The sequence below is a fragment of the uncultured Dialister sp. genome, from assembly GCF_900541605.1.
Classification (GTDB): Bacteria; Bacillota; Negativicutes; order Veillonellales; family Dialisteraceae; genus Dialister.
On the sequence record NZ_UQKJ01000024.1, the window covers coordinates 1 to 21,228 of the forward strand.

Sequence of the window (21,228 nt, forward strand, 5' to 3'; positions counted from 1 at the left end):
CCCGCACGAATGACTCTATCCATCAGCGCCGCCCAACAGCTCGACAAACTGAAATTGGCCTATTTTGTTTTCTCTTTTCTTTCCCCTTCCAAGTGCGGTATAATAAAACGACATGGTTATTATTATTTGAGGTGAAACATGACTGACTTGGAAGAAATAAAAAGACGCCGCACTTTTGCCATCATTTCCCACCCGGATGCCGGCAAGACAACGCTGACCGAAAAACTTCTGCTCTACGGTGGAGCTATCCATCTGGCAGGTTCCGTTAAAGCACGAAAAACAGCCCGCTATGCCGTTTCAGACTGGATGGAAATCGAAAAACAGCGCGGTATTTCTGTAACCAGCTCTGTGCTTCAGTTTGATTACAACGGCTGCCGTATCAATATTCTTGATACCCCAGGCCATGCGGATTTCTCTGAAGATACGTACCGGACACTTATGGCCGTTGACTCGGCGGTCATGGTCATTGATGTGGCCAAGGGGGTAGAAGCCCAGACCAAAAAACTTTTCAAGGTTTGTTCGGACCGGGGTATTCCTATTTTTACTTTTGTCAATAAGATTGACCATTTTGGTAAGAATCCCTTTGACCTGATGGCAGATATTGAAGATGTACTGGGAATCCGTTCCTGTCCCATGAACTGGCCTATCGGTGTGAATGGAGACTATACGGGTATTTATGACCGGGAAACGGAGATGTGCCATCTCTTTATCAAGGATAATGCCCACGGTGTAAAAAAGCTGGATGTGATTTCCGGAAAAATGGATGATGAAAAAATCACATCCCATCTGAGCCCGGAAGTAATCCAGTCTCTGAAGGATGACCTGGAACTGCTGGATGAAGCGGGGGACCCCTTCGATGCAGATAAGGTGGCAAAGGGAGAACTGACGCCCATGTTCTTTGGCTCCGCTATGACGAACTTTGGCGTGCAGCCGTTCCTTGAAAAGTATCTGGAACTGGCACCGCCGCCGGAACCAAGAAAAACACTGGAAGGCACAGTTTCTCCTGAAGATCCGAATTTCTCGGCCTTTGTGTTCAAAATCCAGGCCAATATGGATCCGAAGCACCATGACAGGGTGGCATTCATGCGTATCTGCTCCGGAGTCTTTGAAAAGGGAGTCAGTGTCCTGCACCGGCAGAGCGGCAAGATGATTCGTCTTTCCCAGCCCCAGCAGTTTCTGGCTACAGAAAGGCAGACTGTGGAAAAAGCCTATCCCGGTGATATTATCGGCGTCTTTGATACCGGTGAGCTGGGCGTTGGGGATACGGTATGTGAGAAGAAACATCCTGTTACTTTTATTGATTTCCCCGTATTCCCGCCGGAACTTTTTGCAAGACTTTCCCCGGAAAGCAGTATGAAGAGAAAACAGTTCCTGAATGGCGTGACACAGCTCGCCCAGGAAGGAGCTATTCAGGTCTATAAACAGCCTTATATTATGGAATCCTTCATTATAGGTGCAGTTGGCCAGCTGCAGTTCGAAGTCATGAAGTACCGCCTGGAAAATGAATATAATGTATCTGTCAATCTGGAACCTTTAGGCTTTACCACAGCCCGGTGGACGGAGGGTGATGTACCGCCGGAAGAACTGGTGGGTATCGACAATGCCATGGTGGTTTACGACCGTCGTGAGCGACCCGTTTACCTCCTGCCCAATGCCTGGCAGGCAGGATGGCTTGCCCAGAGAAACCCGAAGGTTAAATTTCTGGAAAGTCCGCCCCTTGGCGTGGCTGAACTGGAAGGAAACTGATGGAAATGGCCCCGCAGATTTTCTGCGGGGTTTTCTGTTTGAATGAACGGTGAGACAGAAGAGGAGCAGTACTGCCAATTTCAGTTTGTCGAGCTGGTGGGCGGCGCTGATGAATAGAGTCATTCGAGCGAGAGCTTCTAGCTACTCCATGCGAATGACTCTACCCATCTGCGCCGGACACAGTAGCTCGACAAACCATCATTTTTCATTCACCATTTCTATGACAAAATGTTATAATAACAAAAAGACTATACCGGTAAAGGTGGTGAAGGGATGGCAAGGCGAAAAGGACTGAAACAGTGGGACGTGATTACACGGGAAGGGTGGCTCCGGCTTATGGGTAACCCTGCAGTCATGACTCATCTCATGATGGAAATCTTTGACCGGCTTTATCATGCTGCGGATCATATGGATAATGGGAAAAATATTGCCGCCGCCCTTCATATGGAATACCGTGCCCTGAATTCTGCTGTAGGCTGGGCAGGAGGCAAAATCCGGGAGCTGGTGGAACAGGGCAGAGTTCCGGTTTATCCGGAAAAAGAAAAAAAGAAAAGAATCCGGAAAAAGCAGCAGAATCCAGGCCCCTATGAAACCTATACATTGGATGGCGAAAAGGTGACCGGAATGGCTTCCGAAATGCCGGAAACCTGCGATCGTGCTCCTTGGGAATATGTTTTTGACGGTACGGAAGGAGAGGGTGGTGCTTATTACTGGATCCTGAAACCGGAAGCGGTCCGGGCATACAGGGAAATACAAACGGCCAAAGGAACGGTTCCCCTTGAAATTCAGCATATTCTGGAGGAAGATGAATCAGCGGCAGGCATGGAAGGAAGCCTGTTTGCCAAATCCGCTGCTGTTACGGTGAGACGAATCCGTAGAGAATTGGAAGAAGAAAATTCATTCCAGAGAAAGTCCATGGTAGAAGAGCCGTGCTGTCTTGTCTGTGGCGTTCGCCGGATTTCCCTTTTGCAGGCATTCCCCTATGAAGAGGGAGATAAAAGAACGAAGGGACCTCTGTTCTGTCCTACCCATGGAGCTCTGTTTTCTGCCCACCTGATTTCATTTACCAATAAAGGGGAGTTGCTTGTATCGCCAGCTCTTTCCGAAAAAGAGAGGGAGCTATTCCAGCTCAGGCCCGGCGACAGGGCAAAGGCTCCATTTAAACATCGCCGCATGGCACTGCACCGTAAGATTTTTAACCAGGAAGCGAGGAAACTCAAATGATTTTATCCGGCAGGGAAATCGTCCGTCACATGGGCGAAGAAATCATCATTGATCCTTTTGATCCCAAGAAAGTCAATCCAAACAGTTATAACCTGACTCTTTCTGACGAGCTCATGGTATATAACAACCATGAACTGGACATGAAGAAAAGGAATGAAGGCCAACTGCTCCATATTCCTGAAGAGGGAATCGTGCTCCAGCCGAATAAACTCTATTTGGGAAGGACAAGGGAATACACGAAAACAAAGTGCTTCGTTCCTATGCTGGAAGGCCGTTCTTCCATCGGAAGGCTGGGCCTTTTCATCCATGTGACCGCAGGGTTCGGAGACGTTGGCTTTTCCGGCTACTGGACGCTTGAAATGTTCTGTGTACAGCCTATTCGTATATATGCAGGCGTGGAAATCTGCCAGATTTATTTCCATACGGTTCTGGGCGAAGCAGACAGCTATGACAGTGGAAAATACCAGAACAATAAGGGAATTCAGCCAAGCCTCCTTTACAAAGATTTCGAAAAGTAGTATTATAATGATAACTTTATAGCACAACGAGCGAAGAAGCTGCAGCAGACGCATAGGGATTTCCTGTGCGCCGGGCTGCTTTTTTATTTCACTCTGTGCGGAGAATTTGGGAAGACACCGATGGAATTCAATACATAGACAGGTATCGGACTTTCCGTTAGAGGGTTAAGGAGGACGGCATTATGAAGAAAACATTGAAAAAGCTGATTGTTGCAGGCGCGTTCTGCATGGCAGGTGCAGCTCTTCTCGCAGGATGCGGCGGTGGAAGCGGTGGATCCGGTTCCGCTGGAGGTGGCAAGCAGTTCCTGAATATTGCTACTGGTGGCACAGCAGGTACCTATTATCCTTTAGGTGGTGCACTGGCCGAACTTCTGAACCAGAATATTAAAGGCATGAATGCATCTGCCCAGTCCACCGGCGCTTCTGTGGCCAATGTCAATATGCTGAAAGATGGCTCTGTAGATATTGCATTCATCCAGAATGATATTGCCTACTATGCAGCCAACGGCAAGGAAATGTTCAAGGACAATAAGATGGATAATCTCCGTGGTATTGCAGCTCTCTATCCGGAAACCATCCAGTTTGTTACCACTAAAGATAAGGGCATCAAGACTATTGCTGACCTGAAAGGCAAGAAAGTCGCTGTTGGTGCTTCCGGCTCCGGTGCTGAAGCCAATGCCCGTCAGATTCTTGAAGCCTATGGCATTACCTATAATGATATTGATGTACAGTATCTGTCCTTCGGCGAAGCAGCAGATGCCCTGAAAGATGGAAACGTAGACGCAGGTGTCGTAGTAGCTGGCTATCCGACAGCTGCTATCCAGGACCTGGCTGCTAATAAATCTGCAGCTATCGTCAATATCGATCCGAAGATCGTAGACCAGCTCATGCAGAAATATCCGTACTATACCAAGATGATCATTCCAAAGGGCACCTACCCCGGACAGGATGAAGATGTAGAAACGGTAGCTGTAAAGTGCGTCATCGTTACAACCGATAAATTGTCCGATGACCTAGGTGAACAGATTGTAAAGGCCATTTATGAACATCTGGATCGGATGAAAGCTGCCCATGCCGTAGGTAAGTACATTACCAAGGATACCGCACTGGAAGGCATGTCTATCAAGATGAATGCAGGCGCTGAAAAGTATCTGAAGGCAAAATAAGGAGAATCCCGAAAGGATCCAAACCTTGCCATAGAAAGGAGGGAGAACGGGCCTCAAGGGGTCCGTTCTCACTTTCATGAAGAAACAGAAAAATGGGACACTGGAAACAGTGATTATCATCTTCGGAATCATCGTGGGCCTGGTGGCCACCGTAGGCGGCTGGCTTATCCGGCAGCCCTATGTATTCGGTCAGACTGCGGATGGCATCATTTTCCGTCAGAAAGTAGAAGCCGGCACACCGGTGACACTGGCCTACCATCATTCCGTACAGAAAACAATGATTTACGAGTATCTGGAAGTCAATAAGATTACAGATGGCTTTGTTCTTAAATCCACCAAATATCAATCTATGGGGGTGGGCCTTCCTTTCTCCGCAGATGAAGGTCATTTCCGGGAAGAAGACGGCTGGTTTATTCTGGATGATATTAACCGTAATTTTCCGGAATTGTCTCTTCGCAATGGGGTGACAAACCACGGAACCCTGACCATCGGGGATACAGACTATGATCTGGATTCCATGGTTCCGTTGGGGAAGGAACTAAAGCTGTATGTAGCACCGCTGTACAAAGGGTGGTACATGAAGAAAGAAATTAGGAGTTGATTATTTTGGCCGATTTAGAGAAAAAAGGAACACCTGCCGGTAATCCTGCAGCGGCAGATGGCAAATTGAGTGATGAAATGCAGGAAAAACTGAAGTCCCTGGATAAGGAGTCCAATACCGTCGAGTACAAGGGAATCTGTGGAAAGATTGTAGCTATCATCTGTATCTGTTTTTCCCTGTTCCAGATTTATACAGGCCTATTCGGTACCCTGGATGCCATGATCCAGCGTTGTATTCACCTGTCCTTCGGCATTTGCCTTGTTTTCCTTCTCTGCCCTACGAAAAAGTCCTGGGTCAAAGAAGGCCGGTTCCATCCCATTGATGTGATTCTGGCTGTCATAGCTATGATTCCACCGATTTATATCCTTGTGAATTACCAGCAGCTCATTCTTCGCGCCGGCACAGTTACACCGGTGGATGCGGTGGTTGGACTTGTGGGTATTATCATGGTCCTCGAAGCAGCTCGCCGCATTGTGGGCCTGCCTATTGTCATTGTGGTTCTCTGTTTCCTGGCTTATGGATTCCTTGGCCCTTACATGCCGGGGCCCCTGGCCCATCGGGGACTGACCATTAAGCAGATGGTGGGACACCTGTTCTTCACTACAGAAGGCGTTTTCGGTATTCCACTGGGTGTCTCCTCTACCTTTATTTTCCTGTTTATCCTCTTCGGTGCTTATCTGGAAAAGACAGGGCTTGGCAAGTTCTTTATTGATATCGCCAATGCTATTGCCGGATGGGCATCCGGCGGACCGGCAAAAGTAGCCGTTATTTCCTCTGCACTTCAGGGAACCATTTCCGGCTCTTCTGTAGCCAACGTTGTGGGTTCCGGATCTTTCACCATTCCGATGATGAAGAAACTGGGATATCATAAGAATTTTGCCGGTGCCGTAGAAGCGGCAGCCTCCACTGGTGGCCAGCTTATGCCTCCTATCATGGGCGCTGCGGCTTTCCTGATGGCTGAATTTGTTGGAATTCCTTATATGGAAGTCGTCAAAGCGGCCATTGTTCCTGCCATTCTTTACTTCCTTGGCGTATTCCTGGGCGTTCATTTCGAAGCGAAAAAGAACCATCTGGAAGGAACCCCAAGAAGCCAGCTTCCAGCATGGACCAAAATCATGAAAGAGGAAGGGCATCTGGCAATTCCTCTGATTGCTATCATTGGCCTTCTGGCCTCCGGGTATACACCGATGAAAGCAGCCCTGGCAGGCATCTTCATTTCCATCGGTACCGCTATGCTTCGCGCCAATACTCGCATGAGTTTCTGGGATATCGTGGATGGCCTTGTGAAAGGTGCCAGAGGTGCCTTGGGCGTCATCATTGCCTGCGCCTCCGCCGGCATGATCATCGGTATCGTTACCAAGACGGGAGTAGGACTGAAGCTGGCTTCAGCCCTGGTCACTGTGGCATCGGGCAACTTCATGCTGCTTCTCCTCTGCACCATGCTCACATCCCTGATCCTTGGCATGGGCGTTCCTACTACCGCAAACTATGTTATTACCTCCACCATTGCGGCACCGGCTCTGATTCAGCTGGGCGTACCGATTCTGGCGGCTCACATGTTTGTATTCTACTTCGGTATTATTGCTGATATTACTCCTCCTGTAGCCCTGGCTGCCTATGCGGGCTCCGCTATTTCCGGCGGCGATCCGCTGAAGACCGGCGTCAATGCGTCGAAACTGGGGATTGCGGCATTTATCATTCCTTACGTGTTCGTCCTGTCACCTCAGCTTTTGGGAATTGGAGCCACTTTTGGCAGTGTCCTCTTTACGACCATCACAGCTATTATTGGTATGACCGGTATTTCCGGAGCCATGATCGGCCAGTTCTACTGCAAGGCCAATGTCTTGGAACGGCTGATCCTCCTGGCAGGTGGCCTTTGCCTCATTGACCCACAGACTCTGACAGATATCATCGGCATTGCAATCCTTGCAGCTGTCTTTGCTCTCCAGTATTTCCGGACAAAGAAACATAAAAATCCGGAAAATGCATGAGTAATAAAGTCCCCGCGAAAACGGGGATTTTATTTTGCCCTCTAGGGATAGGATAGTTTCAGTAATTCTAGAGATATTGAAAAATACTGTTTATTATGTTTAAACCAGCCATAGGTGAATTAATTCAAACAAGTGCTCAAACATTGGCTGTATGCAGTGGTATAAATCAACCAACAGGTTTTATGAGGCTGCAGTCAATTTCTGCATTTCAGAATTTCCTGTATTTGTGTAAATTGGAATTGACAGATAGGAAGTTGTAATTTATAATTTAAGAGTGTGCAATAGCACCCCATCAGTCTTATTGGGAGGGAGGGATAAAGATGTCTGAGATCAAAGTTCAAAAGGGCGAATCTCTTGATAGTGCTCTTCGCAGATTTAAACGTTCCTGCCAAAAAGCCGGGGTTCTTTCTGAAGTAAGAAAACGTGAACATTATGAAAAGCCCAGCGTTAGACGTAAACTGAAATCTGAAGCCGCAAGAAAACGTAAGTATAAGTAATAACAGGTTGTAAGGTGATTAGTTTTGTCAATTAAAGAACAGCTTATGGCTGACATGAAGACAGCCATGAAGGCGAGAGAAGAAGGCAAGCTTGCTTTGAACACGATCCGCATGGCCCGTGCTCATATCAGGCAGGCTGAAATCGACGACGGACACGCGGACTTCAATGATGATCAGGTTCTTGCCGTTCTCCGGAAAGAAGTGAAGCAGAGGAAAGAAACTCTTGCTGAAATCAAAGATTCCGGAAGAGAAGACCTGGTAGAGCAGACCAAAGCGGAAATCGAAGTACTGGAAAAGTACCTGCCGGCAGAAATGTCCGCAGACGAAGTAGAGAAGGCTGTAAAAGCCATTATCGACGCTATGGATCCTGGGCAGAGAAATATGGGTTCTGTGATGAAAGCTGTCATGGCGAAGCTGAAAGGCAAGGCAGACGGAAAGATGGTCAACCAGATCGTCAGGAAACTGCTTGCTTGAGCTTGAAAGCTTGACAAAAGTAAGACACGTGGTGTATCCTTATTACATAAGTTCATATGCTGCGTCAAAGATGACTCATTCCTATGGGAATGGGTCATTTTCTTTTGAAACAGATAGGAATTTATAAATGTAAAAATGGTGAAACAAAGTAAGTCTATAGGAGGACTCAAATGGACAAAGAACTGTTGTACTGCATTCCCGCTGGCCAGTATGGTAAGGAAGGGGTACTTTCCCTGCTCGCCCAGCATCCGGAGATTCGGTTTGTGTCTCTGGTAGGCATCGACCTGGCAGGCAATGACACGGATGAAAAGATTCCCATCGAGATTTTTATGAAGGACTATGAAGATTTCTTCGCCGGTAAAGCGGTCCAGACCGATGGTTCTTCCGTGGTGTTCATGAATATTGCAACTCTGAATGATGCTCGGGTCGACATGGTGGCTGACAGTTCCGTCAACTGGTATGTGGACTATAACGACGAAAATATAGAGGATAATGGAAAGCCTGTGGGAACGCTCCGCATTCCATGCTTCCTCATTCACAACGGGAAGTTTATCGATTCCCGGTCTATCCTGAAAAACTCCTGCGAATACGTGGCAGGGGAACTGAAGAAACTTCTGCTGGATGCCCAGGTGAAGGATATGGAAAATTTCCCCTTCTCCGAGATCCAGGATATCGTATTTACCACCGGCACGGAGCTGGAATTCTGGGTAAAGACTCCCAGTGAAAAGGAAACGGTACAGCACCTTTCCATTTCCCAGCGCCTCCAGGAACAGTACTGGCAGCGGATGCGGGGTAATGTCCGTACCGCTATGGAACAGACCATTGAAGAACTGGATGCCCGTGGACTCCATGTGGAAATGGGTCATAAAGAAGTGGGAGGCATTAAGCCCAAGGTGGACGATGCCGGCCATATCTTTGATGTCTGTGAACAGCTGGAACTGGATTGGCTCTTCTCCACAAATCCTCTCCAGGCAGCGGACAATGAACTGGAAGCCAGAATCGTTGTAAGAGAAGTATTCCGCAGAAATGGACTGGATGTATCCTTCCGGGCAAAACCGATTATCGGCGTAGCCGGAAGCGGTGAGCATACCCATGTGGGCATCGCAGCACTCCTGAAAAACGGGAAGACCATCAATCTCCTGGCTCCGGAAGATATGAAGGCCGATTTCCTTTCCACCATCGGTTACGGCTTCATTATGGGCATCCTGAATAACTATGAAGCCACCAATCCTTTCGTTTCTTCTACCACCGATGCCTTCAACCGCCTGAAACCGGGCTTTGAAGCGCCGGTGTGCATCGTAACTTCCCTGGGTCATACGCCGGAAGTTCCTTCCAGAAACCGTTCCATTCTCATGGGACTGATTCGGGATATCGGAAATCCGAAGGCCACCCGTTTCGAACTCCGGGCACCGAATCCTTTTACCAATACGTACCTCGCTGTTTCCTGCCTTTACCTCACCGCACTGGATGGCATCGAATATGCGCTGAAATCCAATAAATCTGCCGCAGAACTTCTGGCAGAACTGTCGAAGAAACCGGGCGAAGATTCGGATTACCTGGAAAAAGGCAGAGCTTACCGGTGTGAAGAAAATGTCTTTGAAGCATTCACCGATGAGGAAAGGGATGCGGCATTCGGCAAACCGCCGGCAACGGTTTGGGAAAATGTGAAAATTATGAAAGCCAACCCGGACAAGGTGAAAGTCATTACCAAGGGTGGCATTCTTTCCGAACAGATTGTGGACTCCTTCCTGGCATCCATCGTATACCGTTGGAAAAATGAGCTCATTGACCGGATCATTCCGGGCACGGAAGCAGCCGTAAGGGGCTATAAAAAACTGGATAATGATGATAAGATTGATGAAAGACGCTGGAAAGCCATTAAGGCGAAGCGCATCGAACTGGCCAAGGATACGGATGATGAAAAATGCATCTGCACCAGGCTGAAAGAAGCGCTGGAAACCGGTGATTATGATACGGCGTCGGACCTGCAGCTGGAAATGACAAAGAAGGCACAGGCCCTGGAAAAGGAATATCATGTGTATGCACTGAATATTCTGGACTGAAATTGATCTTTAACTGAACATCAGGCCAATGATGACCCATTCTTATAAAAAGGATGGGTCATTTTCTATTTATCAGAAAAGACGCAGGAGGCGTGAATATGGGTATATGGAAAGAGCAGTACCGCTATTCCATCCTGGGATTCCCGGAAGGGGAATAGGCGAGGAAATCGGCATCGGCTGATTTTCCAAACCATCCTAATGGGGGACAGTTTCCCGGATTTCTATACATGGTAAAAATATTTCATTTTAGGAGGAATTCAACATGAACAAGGACTTACTGTATTACATTCCAACCGGTGAATTTGGCAAAGAAGGAGTACTTTCCCTTCTGAAGACCCATCCGGAAATTCGTTTCGTATCCCTGGTAGGCATCGACCTGGCCGGCAACGATACCGATGAAAAAGTGCCGATTGAGCTGTTCCTGAAAAACTACGATGATTTCTTTGCCGGCACCGCTGTGCAGACCGATGGTTCTTCCGTTGTTCTCATGAACATCGCTACCCTGAATGATGCCCGGGTTGATATGGTGGCTGATCCCAGCGTAAACTGGTATATCGACTACAATGAAGACAACATCTATGACAATGGCCGCCCCGTAGGAACCCTGCGTATTCCCTGCTTCCTGCTGCACAATGGCAAATTCATTGATTCCCGTTCCATTCTGAAAGATTCCTGCGCTTACGTAGCAGGTAAACTGAAGGGCCTCCTGGCCGGCGGCAAGACTGTAAAAGGCATGGAAGATGTACCTTTTGACGACATTGCGGATATCGGATTTACCATCGGCACGGAACTGGAATTCTGGGTCAAGACGCCGAGTGAAACAGAAACGGTACAGCATCTTTCCATTTCCCAGAGACTCCAGGAACAGTACTGGCAGAGAATGCGGGGCAACGTACGGACCGCCATGGAAGAGGCCATTGAAGAACTCGATGCCCGGGGCATGAGTGTAGAAATGGGCCATAAAGAAGTAGGGGGCATCAAACCGAAGGTGGACGATGCCGGCCATACGGTAGATGTCTGCGAACAGCTGGAACTGGACTGGAGATTCTCCATGAATCCGCTCCAGGCCTGCGATAATGAACTGGAAGCCCGCATCATTATCCGTGAAGTATTCAGAAAATACGGCCTCGACGTTTCCTTCCAGGCAAAACCGATTATCGGTGTAGCCGGCAGCGGCGAACATACCCATGTAGGCATCTGCGCTACCCTGAAGAACGGCAAGACCATCAATCTCCTGGCTCCTACGGACATGAAGGCTGATTTCCTCTCCACCATCGGCTATGGCTTCATCATGGGCATCCTGAAAAATTACGAAGCAACGAACCCCTTCGTATCTTCCACCACCGATGCCTTCAACCGCCTGAAACCGGGCTTTGAAGCACCGGTCTGCATCGTAACCTCCCTGGGCCACAATCCGGCAGTTCCGTCCCGTAACAGAACCATCCTCATCGGTCTTGTCAGGGATATCGATAACCCGAAGGCTACCCGTTTCGAACTCCGGGCACCGAACCCCTTCACCAATACTTACCTCGCTGCTTCCTGCCTGTTCCTGTCCTCCCTGGACGGCATTACCTACGCCGTAACCTCCGGCAAGACACCGGCAGATCTCCTGGCTGAGCTCTCCAAGAAACCGGGAGACAAAGCTGATTATCTGGAAGCCGGAAGAGCTTACCGCTGCGAAGACAACGTATTCGAAGACTTCACCCAGGAAGAACGGGACGCTGCTTTCGGTAAACCGCCGGCAACGGTTTGGGAAAATGTGAAGACCATGAAGGCAAATCCGGACAAGGTGGCTGTCATCGAGGCCGGCGGCAGCCTGAATGCCACCATCGTAGATTCCTTCGTCGCTTCCATCGTTTACCGCTGGAAGAATGAACTCATCGACCGCATCATTCCGGCTACCGAAGCACTGGTGAAAGGCTTCAAGAAACTGGACAGCGAAGATGACCTGGATGAAGAACGGTGGGATATTATCCGCGAAAAGAAATTCGAACTGATCAAAGATACAAAGAGTGGCAAGTGCCTCTGCTCCAAACTGAAAGCAGCTCTGGAAGCCGATGACTATGATACCGCTTCTGACCTGCAGATTGAAATCTCCAAGAAGTCTGAAGCCCTGGAAAAAGAATACAATGAATATGCACTGAATATTGTCGGCTGACCGGCCCAATAAAAAATCCCGCTGCGGCGGGATTTTTTATTGGAGGAATAAGGAAAAGCACTGCGATATTTCAGTTTGTCGAGCTGTTAGGGCGATGCTTACGGATAGAGTCATTCGTGCGGGGGCTTCTAGCTCCTGGCAGCTAGCCGCTAGAAGCTAGCTGCCCCGTGCGAGTGACTCTATACGCCAGCGCCGAATACCAACAGCTCGACAAACCGCAATTTGAAGTAATGGTATGAAATTTATAGAATGCTGTGTCCTGCACATAGCATTCTCCAGCCACGGATACAGTCCCTTTTGCAAGAACATGGCTTTTGGTATATGATGGTCACATGAATAGGGGAGTCATCGTATCTGATAGACTCCGGAAAGAAGATGATCTTTTGAAATTAGATAGAGACAGACTGGTCCATAGGTTCATGGATTATATTTCCTATAACACCCAGTCCGATGAAGAAAATGACCAGGTCTATCCCAGTACGCCAGGACAGATGGTGCTGGCCAAACACCTGAAGGAGGAGCTGGAAGGGCTGGGCCTTTCAGAAGTGACACTGGATGAAAATGGCTATGTCATGGCCACTCTCCCGGCCAATGGGGAAGAGGGGAGGGTCGTGGGATTTATTTCCCACATGGATACGAGCCCCGATGCTCCAGGCGGTCCCATGCATGCGCGAATTGTAGAAAATTACGACGGAAAAGATATCCCTTTAAACGAAGAACGGAAGATTGTCCTTTCAGTAAAAGATTTTCCGGAAATTGCGAAATACCGGGGACAGGATATTATGGTCACCGATGGTACCACGCTCCTTGGATCCGATGACAAGGCAGGGGTGACGGCCATTGTGAGTGCCATGGAGTACCTGCTGCAGCATCCGGAAGTGAAGCATGGTAAAATCCGCATCGCCTTTACGCCGGATGAAGAAACGGGACGCAGCCCTTTGAAATTTGATGTGAAGGCCTTCGGTGCTGATTTCGCTTATACCGTGGATGGTGGAGAATTGGGAGGACTGGAATATGAAAATTTCAATGCCGCCAATCCGGTAGTCACCATCCGTGGACGGAGCGTCCATACCGGTGATGCCAAGGGAAAAATGGTGAATGCCATTTCCATTGCTTCTGAATGGCAGGAAATGCTGCCGGAGGGAGAAAAACCGGAATATACGGAAGGCAGGGAAGGATTCTTCCACGTCTATAAAATCAGCGGCACCGTGGAAAAGTGTACCCTGGACATGCTGGTGAGGGACCATGATTCTGAGAAGTTCCGGAAAAGAAAAGTCTATCTCCAGGACATGGCGGATTTTCTGAATCGAAAATATGGGAAAGGTACGGTGTCCCTGGAACTGAATGATGTGTATTTCAATATGATGGACATCATAGAAAAGGGACATATGGATATCGTGGAACTGGCCAGACAGGCCATGAAGGATGTGGGAGTGAAGCCGGTGGAGCTTCCTATCCGCGGTGGTACAGACGGAGCCCAGCTTTCCTTCAAAGGGCTTCCGTGCCCGAATATTTTCACCGGCGGTGCCAATTTCCATAGCCGTTTTGAGTATCTCCCCCTGGATTCCATGGGAAAGGCCTGTGAAACGGTGATAGAAATCGCCTGCCGGGCCTGGAAGATAGGGAAGAAGTAAATAATATTTCAGTTTGTCGAGTTGTTGGACGGCGTTGATGGATAGAGTCATTCGTGCGGGGGCTTCTAGCGATTAGCTCCTGGCTTCTAGGAAAGCTGGCCAGCCTACGGCACGAATGACTGACGGAAATATCGGGTGGGTAGCGCCGCAGGCGAATCAGCCTTCCTAGTAGCTAGAAGCTCCATGCGAATGACTCTACCCATCAGCGCCGAACACAGCAGCTCGACAAACTGCAATATTTCCTCTTGTCATATGTTCCACTCCTTGACAGAAAAATGGGCGGTTCGTATAATATATACAAACATATTAATATTTATGTTTATGCACTGTGGCACATTTCTTTCCCCCGGGAAAGGAGTGTGCTTTTTTGTCCTTTAAGGAGGGAATTTTATGAGTAAAACCGGGGGATTCGGCAAGAGATTCGGACTTCTTCTTGCCATTATTGCCATGGCGGCGGTGTACATGCTGCCCACGCCGGCAGACCTGCCTACCCAGGGCCATCGTCTGATTGGGATTCTTGTATTTGCTGTCATCATATGGATGACGGAAGGTGTTTCCTATCCTGTCAGTTCCTTTGTCATTATTACGCTCATGTGTTACACCCTGGGCCTGGCACCGAATCCGGCCAATCCGGATAAGATCCTTGGTACGAGCAAGGCGCTGGGCATGGCCCTTGGCGGATTCTCATCCAGTGCCTGGGCGCTGGTGGCGGGGGCCATGTTCCTGTCAGCGGCCATGATGATTACGGGCCTTGATAAACGGATAGCCCTCTTTGTCATGAGCCACGTGGGCATCAAGTCCAGCCACCTTATCGCAGGTGTCATTTTTGTAGGCTTCCTGCTTTCCTTCTTCGTGCCCTCTACCACGGCCCGGGTATCCTGCCTTGTGCCGATTGTGGTCGGAATCATTCGTACGTTCGGTCTGAAGGCGGGCTCCACTTTTGCCGGTGTACTGATGATGGCTGTGGCCCAGGCGGACTCTCTGTGGAATGTAGGCATTAAGACCGCAGCGGCCCAGAACATGGTGGCCATTGGATTCATCCAGCAGGTCCTGGGACAGGATATCAGCTGGATCGACTGGTTTATCGCCGCGTTCCCCTATGCCGCCATTATGTCGGTGGTTCTTTATTTCCTCCTGGTCTACACCATGCCTCCGGAAGTGAAGGAACTTCCCGGCGGTAAGGATGCACTGGAAAAGATGAGAGCGGAACTGGGGCCCATCACCAGCGGTGAAAAGAAACTGCTCCTCATCTCCTGCCTTCTCCTTTTCTTCTGGGTTACGGAGAAAAAACTCCATCCCTTTGATACTACCACCGTCACCATTACCGGCATTATGCTGATGATGCTTCCGGGGGTCGGTGTGATGACCTGGAAAGATGCGGCGTCCCGGATCAATTGGGGAACCATTGCCCTCTTCGGCGTAGGCATCAGTCTTGGCAGTGCCATTCTGAAATCCGGTGCCGCCACCTGGCTGGCTAATCATTTCATTGCCCTCTTCGGTATGGAAAATATGGCACCCATCATGGTCATGGCGATTCTGGCATTCTTCCTCATCGTCATTCATCTGGGCTTTGCCAGCGCCACCGGTCTTGCTTCCGCCATGATTCCAATCGTCATTGCGGTGCTGCAGAATGTAAATACACCGGGCATCAATGTCATCGGTATGACCATGATTCTCCAGTACACCATCAGCTTCGGCTATATCCTGCCGGTGAATGCGCCGCAGAATATGATTGCCTACTCCACGGGATACATTACATCAAAGGATTTCCTCAAAACCGGGATTCCCTTCACCATTATTTCCTATGGCGCCATTCTTCTCTTCAGCCTGACCTACTGGCACTGGCTGGGATATGTGGGATGAGGTTTTGATTCAAAAAGCTGTGAAAGCTGGATATAGCTTTCACAGCTTTTTTCATGGCTGCCTGGGGTGGGGGGAAAAATGGAAAATCCCTGTAAAGCCTTGACAATTACTGGCATGAATGCTATTCTAATATCGTAAGTTAGCACTCGAAGAGCATGAGTGCTAATAAAAGGGTGATACTATGGCAGCTCGTAAAATCAATAACAAGGATAGCCGCCATTATGGCGGAGATGAACTGAATGAAAGAAAGAGAAAGGTGCTCTGGGCCGTTGTCCAGGATTATGCGGATACCGCAGAACCTGTAGGTTCCCGGACCATCGCCAGGAAATACAACCTTGGCGTCAGCAGTGCTACCATCCGCAACGAAATGCAGGATCTGGAAGACGAAGGGTACCTGGAGCAGCCCCATACCTCGGCAGGACGTATCCCTTCTATCAAGGGATATCGTTTTTACGTGGACTGGCTCATGCAGCCGGCGCCGGTTTCCAATGAAGAAAAGTCCATGATCGACAGCATGCTGCTGGACCATGTGACAAAGGTGGATGAAATTTTCCGGAATATGGCCAGGGCCGTGGCATCATTGACCCATAATCTTTCCGTGGCCACGTCGGCAGGGGCCAAAAAGAAATTCAATTATATCCGGTTCCTTCCTCTTGATGGAACGCGGGCCATTCTCCTGGTGGTTTCCGACCAGGGCGATGTGTCCAATGCGGTGGTGGATATCCCCAGAGGTTCTTCGTTTGATGAAATGCAGCTTCTGGCGGATCGGATGAACCATTTTCTCCATAACCGGGATATCGATAGCATGGATGAAAATACGATTCTTTCCTTCCAAAAGGATATAGAGAAGGACCTGAGCCCCTACGTCCATGTATTTAAAGCACTGGAACGGGCGCTGACACCGCCGAAGGAAGTTTATTCCGGCGGCGCTTCCCAGCTCATTGAGCAGCCGGAATTCAAAAGTGTGGAAAAGGTGCAGGATATCCTGAACCTACTGGAACAGCGGGATATGCTGGAAAGCATGCTCCTGTCCAGTTCGGACCAGCCCATTGCTGTTCACATCGGCACGGAAAATTCTGTCAAGTCCCTTTCGGACCTGTCCATCATACGGGCCCAGTTCTCCTCCAACGGACGGATTATCGGTTCCGTGGCGGTTCTGGGACCGACCCGGATGCAGTACAGCAAGGTCATAGGCATGATGCGGTTTATGCAGCAGAGACTGGATGCGCTATTGAAGAATAAGGATTCATAAGGAGGCTCTTCGGATGAAGGAAGAAGAAAAAAAGAAAGTCAATAAAGAAGGACCGAAAGAAAATAAAAAGGTACCGGATGCGGAAGAAGTAAAGAAAGAACTGCCGAAGCCTACGGTGGAAGAACTGCAGAAGCAGGTGATTTTCCTGACAAAGCAGTCCGCCGAAGCCCAGAAGCGGGCCAAGGAAGCGGAGGATAAGGCAAAGTCGGAGGATGCAAAAATCCAGGCCGCCCTGTCCCAGTACGTACGGCTGCAGGCGGATTTCGATAATTTCCGCCGCCGCACAAAGGAAAACGAAGCTAAAGCGGCGGATACCTATAAGGCGGAGACCCTGAAATCCTTCCTGCCGGTGCTCGATAATTTCGAACTGGCCCTTTCCCATATGAAGAAAGATGATTCCGGAGAGGCTTACCTGAAGGGGTTCGAACTCCTCCAGAAGCAGCTGGTCAAAATTATGACCGACTTTGGAGTCAAGGAAATCGATGCCAAGGGCAAAGCCTTTGATCCCCATTTTCATGAGGCCGTGATGATGGTCCAGTCCGATGAAATGGAAGATGAAACGGTGGCCCTGGTATTCCAGAAGGGATATCTCTATAAGGATACGGTATTACGGCCTGCCAAAGTCCAGGTTGTGAAGAACAGCTGATTTTGGCATATTTACCTGCATATAAGATTTTTAGAGAATAGAATGAAAGGAGACATTTTAAATGTCAAAAGTAATTGGTATTGATTTGGGTACGACAAACTCTGTTGTAGCAGTCATGGAAGGCGGCGAACCGGTGGTCATTCCGAACGCCGAAGGATCCCGTCTGACTCCTTCTGTTGTCGGTTTCTCCAAGACCGGGGAACGGCTCGTTGGCCAGCTGGCAAAACGGCAGGCTGTGTCCAACCCGGACCGCACCGTGGTTTCCATTAAACGGCACATGGGCAGTGATTACAAGGTAACCATTGATGGCAAGTCCTACACACCACAGGAAATTTCCGCCATGATCCTCCAGAAACTGAAGGTCGATGCAGAAGCTTACCTGGGTGAAAAAGTAACAGAAGCCGTCATTACCTGCCCGGCTTACTTCACCGACAGCCAGCGCCAGGCTACGAAAGATGCCGGCGCCATTGCAGGCCTGAAGGTTCTCCGTATTATCAATGAACCGACCGCATCGGCTCTTGCTTACGGCCTGGATAAGATTAAAGACGGCAAGGAACATCGTTTCCTGGTCTATGATCTGGGCGGCGGCACATTCGATGTGTCCATCCTGGACCTGGCAGACGGCGTATTCGAAGTAGAAGCTTCCAGCGGCAACGGCCATCTGGGCGGCGATGACTTCGATGCCCGGGTGATGGACTGGATCGCTGATACCTTTAAGAACCAGAATGGTTTCGAACTGAAACGGGATCCCATGACAAACCAGAGACTGAAGGAAGCTGCTGAAAAAGCAAAGATTGAACTGTCCTCCGTCATGTCCACCGATATTAACCTGCCATTCATTACCATTGATTCCAATGGACAGCCGGTTCACTTCGATGCAACCCTGACCCGTGCCGTATTTGACCAGATCACCGAAGACCTGGTACAGGCAACGGTAGAACCGATTGACCGGGCTATGAAAGATGCCAACCTCACCATCAACGATATCGATAAGGTTCTGCTGGTCGGCGGCTCTTCCCGTATCCCCGCTGTACAGACCCTTATTAAGAATAAATTCGGCAAGGAACCGTCCAAGGGTGTAAACCCCGATGAATCCGTTGCTGTAGGTGCAGCCATCCAGGCCGGTGTCCTCAAAGGCGAAGTAAAGGATGTACTGCTTCTCGATGTAACTCCTCTGTCCCTGGGTATCGAAACACTGGGCGGCGTATTCACCACTATGATCAAGAGAAACACCACCATTCCGACATCCAAGACCCAGGTATTCTCCACAGCTGTCGATAACCAGCCTTCCGTAGATATCCATGTCCTCCAGGGTGAACGTCCTATGGCTGCCGATAACAAGACCCTCGGCCGCTTCGAACTGTCCGATATTCCGCCGGCTCCGCGGGGAGTACCGCAGATTCAGGTCACCTTCGATATCGATGCCAACGGCATTGTCCATGTTTCCGCAAAGGATCTGGGCACCGGCAAGGAACAGAAGATCGATATTACCTCTTCTTCCGGCCTCTCCGATGAAGAAATCAAGAGAATGCAGGACGATGCAAAGGCCCATGAAGCGGAAGATAAGAAACGGAAAGAAGCCATCACCGCAAAGAACAACGCAGAAGCCCTCATTTACCAGGCTGAAAAGACCATCAAGGAACTGGGAGACAAAGCAGACCAGGGCAAAGTGAAAGAAGTGAACGACGCCATCGCCAAACTGAAAGAAACCCTGAAAGGCGACGACACCGAAAAGATTAAAGCCGATGCCGATGCACTGACCAAACCGCTCCATGAACTGACCGAAAAACTGTACCAGCAGGCACAGCAGGCTCAGCAGGCCCAGGCACAGCAGCAGGCACAGGGCGCATCCCAGCAGGCCGGCGCTAAGAAAGATAAAGACAACGTGGTAGACGCCGATTACAAAGTCGTTCATGATGATGACAAGAAATAAGGAATAGTGTGAGTTCTTTATGGCAGACAGCAAGGATTACTATGACATCCTTGGCGTAAGCAAAAACGCCACGGACGATGAAATCAAAAAAGCATATCGGAGACTTGCCCGTAAATACCATCCGGACCTGAATAAGGACCATCCCAAGGAAGCGGAAGAAAAGTTCAAAGAAGTGAATGAAGCTTACCATGTACTTTCCGATGCTGACAAGAGAGCCCAGTACGACCAGCTCGGCCACGATGCCTTCCAGCAGGCATCCCGTGGCGGCGCCGGTGCCGGCGGGTTCGGCGGATTCGGACAGGGCGGCTTCAATGGCCAGGGCTTCGATTTCGGCGGATTCGACATGGGCGACATTTTCGACATGTTCACCGGCGGCAGCCGCCGCAGGAATAATGGCCCGGAACAGGGTGCAGACCTTCGCTATGACATGACCATTACCCTTCGGGAAGCCTTTACAGGGGTGAAGAAGAAATTCACCGTCACAAAGAATGAAGTCTGCGACCACTGCCATGGCAATGGTGCAGAACCGGGCTCTTCCGTAGATACCTGCCCCGCCTGCCATGGGACCGGCCAGCAGAGAATCGTAAGGAATGGCCCCTTTGGCCAGATGGTCAATATCGTCACCTGCCAGCAGTGCGGCGGTACCGGGAAGATCATTAAGAACAAGTGCAGCAAATGCCATGGCATCGGTACGGTACGGGCTTCCAAGACCATCGAAGTCAATATTCCCGCCGGCGCCGACAATGGCGTCCGTATGCGGGTAGCCGGTGAAGGTGAACCGGGACGCCGGGGCGGCCCGAAGGGAGACCTTTACGTATACATTTATGTGAAGGATGATCCGGACTTCGAACGGGAAGGGGACGACCTCTATAGGACCGTCAATATTTCCTACCCCGTGGCAGCCCTTGGCTCCACTATCAAGGTGAAGACCCTGGATAAGGAAGTGGAACTGAAAATTCCGGCAGGCACCCAGAACGGTACCCGGTTCCGCATTTCCGGAGAAGGGATGCCCCATCTCCAGTCCAGCCGGAAGGGGAATCTCTACGTGGAAGTGAATGTGACCGTCCCGAAACGGCTCAATGAAGAGCAGAAGAATGCCCTTCTCCACTATGCTAATGAAATGGGGGAAGACTGTTCCCAGTATAAAGGGAAGAGTTCCTTCCTGGACAAGATCATCGATAAGTTCAAACAGTAATAAAAAAAGCCATCTCCCCTGGGAGGTGGCTTTTTTATTACGAGGGTAAGGTGATGATGGAATGAATTGAGTAATGAGGCCCAGCCTTTCAAATTGCGGTTTGTAGAGCTACTTTGTTCGACGCTGATGGATAGAGTCATTCGTGCGGGGGCTTCTAGCTGCTAGCTTTTAGCAACTAGGAAAGCTCTACCGCCTGCGGCGCTTTCTATAGCTAACCTCCGTCGCCTACGGCGCCACCTCCTTCCCGAGGAAGGAGGCTGACGGACA

The 21,228-nt window shown here is 49.7% G+C and carries 16 protein-coding genes; all 16 read left to right on the forward strand.

Annotated features, from left to right (window positions below; all coding sequences use genetic code 11):
- The first annotated feature begins 138 nt into the window (after positions 1–138).
- The 16 genes from QZR21_RS03050 to dnaJ all read left to right on the forward strand — a co-directional run bounded on the left by QZR21_RS03050 (position 139) and on the right by dnaJ (position 20,961).
- The gene (locus QZR21_RS03050; protein WP_296098307.1) at positions 139–1,746 is read left to right on the forward strand and encodes a peptide chain release factor 3; all 1,608 of its coding nucleotides are present in this window, start codon (positions 139–141) and stop codon (positions 1,744–1,746) included.
- Between the two features lie 273 nt (positions 1,747–2,019).
- Positions 2,020–2,970 (forward strand): type II restriction endonuclease, encoded by a 951-nt coding sequence (locus tag QZR21_RS03055; RefSeq protein ID WP_296098308.1) that lies wholly within the window; start codon positions 2,020–2,022, stop codon positions 2,968–2,970.
- Positions 2,967–3,488 carry a dCTP deaminase gene (dcd, locus tag QZR21_RS03060; RefSeq protein WP_296098311.1) on the forward strand — a complete coding sequence of 174 codons (522 nt, stop codon included), beginning with the start codon at positions 2,967–2,969 and terminating at the stop codon, positions 3,486–3,488. The genes QZR21_RS03055 and dcd overlap by 4 nt, the downstream gene beginning before the upstream one ends.
- A 182-nt stretch (positions 3,489–3,670) precedes the next feature.
- The gene (locus tag QZR21_RS03065) at positions 3,671–4,654 is read left to right on the forward strand and encodes a TAXI family TRAP transporter solute-binding subunit (RefSeq protein WP_296098315.1); all 984 of its coding nucleotides are present in this window, start codon (positions 3,671–3,673) and stop codon (positions 4,652–4,654) included.
- Between the two features lie 76 nt (positions 4,655–4,730).
- Positions 4,731–5,255 (forward strand): DUF1850 domain-containing protein, encoded by a 525-nt coding sequence (locus QZR21_RS03070; protein WP_296098318.1) that lies wholly within the window; start codon positions 4,731–4,733, stop codon positions 5,253–5,255.
- 5 nt (positions 5,256–5,260) lie between these two features.
- Positions 5,261–7,246 (forward strand): TRAP transporter permease, encoded by a 1,986-nt coding sequence (locus QZR21_RS03075; protein WP_296098320.1) that lies wholly within the window; start codon positions 5,261–5,263, stop codon positions 7,244–7,246.
- Positions 7,247–7,566: 320 nt separating this feature from the next.
- The gene (rpsU, locus tag QZR21_RS03080; RefSeq protein WP_008858603.1) at positions 7,567–7,743 is read left to right on the forward strand and encodes a 30S ribosomal protein S21; all 177 of its coding nucleotides are present in this window, start codon (positions 7,567–7,569) and stop codon (positions 7,741–7,743) included.
- A gap of 24 nt (positions 7,744–7,767) precedes the next feature.
- A complete protein-coding gene (locus QZR21_RS03085) occupies positions 7,768–8,217 on the forward strand; it encodes a GatB/YqeY domain-containing protein (RefSeq protein ID WP_296098324.1) in 450 nt (149 codons plus the stop codon).
- Between the two features lie 170 nt (positions 8,218–8,387).
- Entirely contained in the window at positions 8,388–10,280 is a 1,893-nt protein-coding gene (locus QZR21_RS03090) for a glutamine synthetase (RefSeq protein ID WP_296098327.1), read from the forward strand.
- Positions 10,281–10,542: 262 nt separating this feature from the next.
- Positions 10,543–12,438, forward strand: a complete 1,896-nt coding sequence (locus tag QZR21_RS03095) for a glutamine synthetase (protein ID WP_296098329.1) — start codon at positions 10,543–10,545, stop codon at positions 12,436–12,438.
- Positions 12,439–12,821: 383 nt separating this feature from the next.
- Positions 12,822–14,072 (forward strand): peptidase T, encoded by a 1,251-nt coding sequence (pepT, locus tag QZR21_RS03100; RefSeq protein ID WP_296098333.1) that lies wholly within the window; start codon positions 12,822–12,824, stop codon positions 14,070–14,072.
- A 390-nt stretch (positions 14,073–14,462) separates the two neighbouring features.
- Complete coding sequence (locus QZR21_RS03105) at positions 14,463–15,935, forward strand: DASS family sodium-coupled anion symporter (protein ID WP_296099868.1); 1,473 nt, start codon at positions 14,463–14,465, stop codon at positions 15,933–15,935.
- 181 nt (positions 15,936–16,116) lie between these two features.
- On the forward strand, positions 16,117–17,187 hold the full coding sequence (hrcA, locus tag QZR21_RS03110) for a heat-inducible transcriptional repressor HrcA (RefSeq protein WP_296099871.1): 1,071 nt from the start codon (positions 16,117–16,119) through the stop codon (positions 17,185–17,187).
- A gap of 13 nt (positions 17,188–17,200) precedes the next feature.
- Positions 17,201–17,833 carry a nucleotide exchange factor GrpE gene (grpE, locus tag QZR21_RS03115; RefSeq protein ID WP_296099875.1) on the forward strand — a complete coding sequence of 211 codons (633 nt, stop codon included), beginning with the start codon at positions 17,201–17,203 and terminating at the stop codon, positions 17,831–17,833.
- A gap of 61 nt (positions 17,834–17,894) precedes the next feature.
- Positions 17,895–19,766, forward strand: a complete 1,872-nt coding sequence (gene dnaK / locus QZR21_RS03120; RefSeq protein WP_296099877.1) for a molecular chaperone DnaK — start codon at positions 17,895–17,897, stop codon at positions 19,764–19,766.
- Between the two features lie 19 nt (positions 19,767–19,785).
- Positions 19,786–20,961: a molecular chaperone DnaJ gene (gene dnaJ / locus QZR21_RS03125; protein WP_296099881.1), complete on the forward strand. Its 1,176-nt coding sequence runs from the start codon at positions 19,786–19,788 to the stop codon at positions 20,959–20,961.
- Positions 20,962–21,228: the final 267 nt, after the last annotated feature.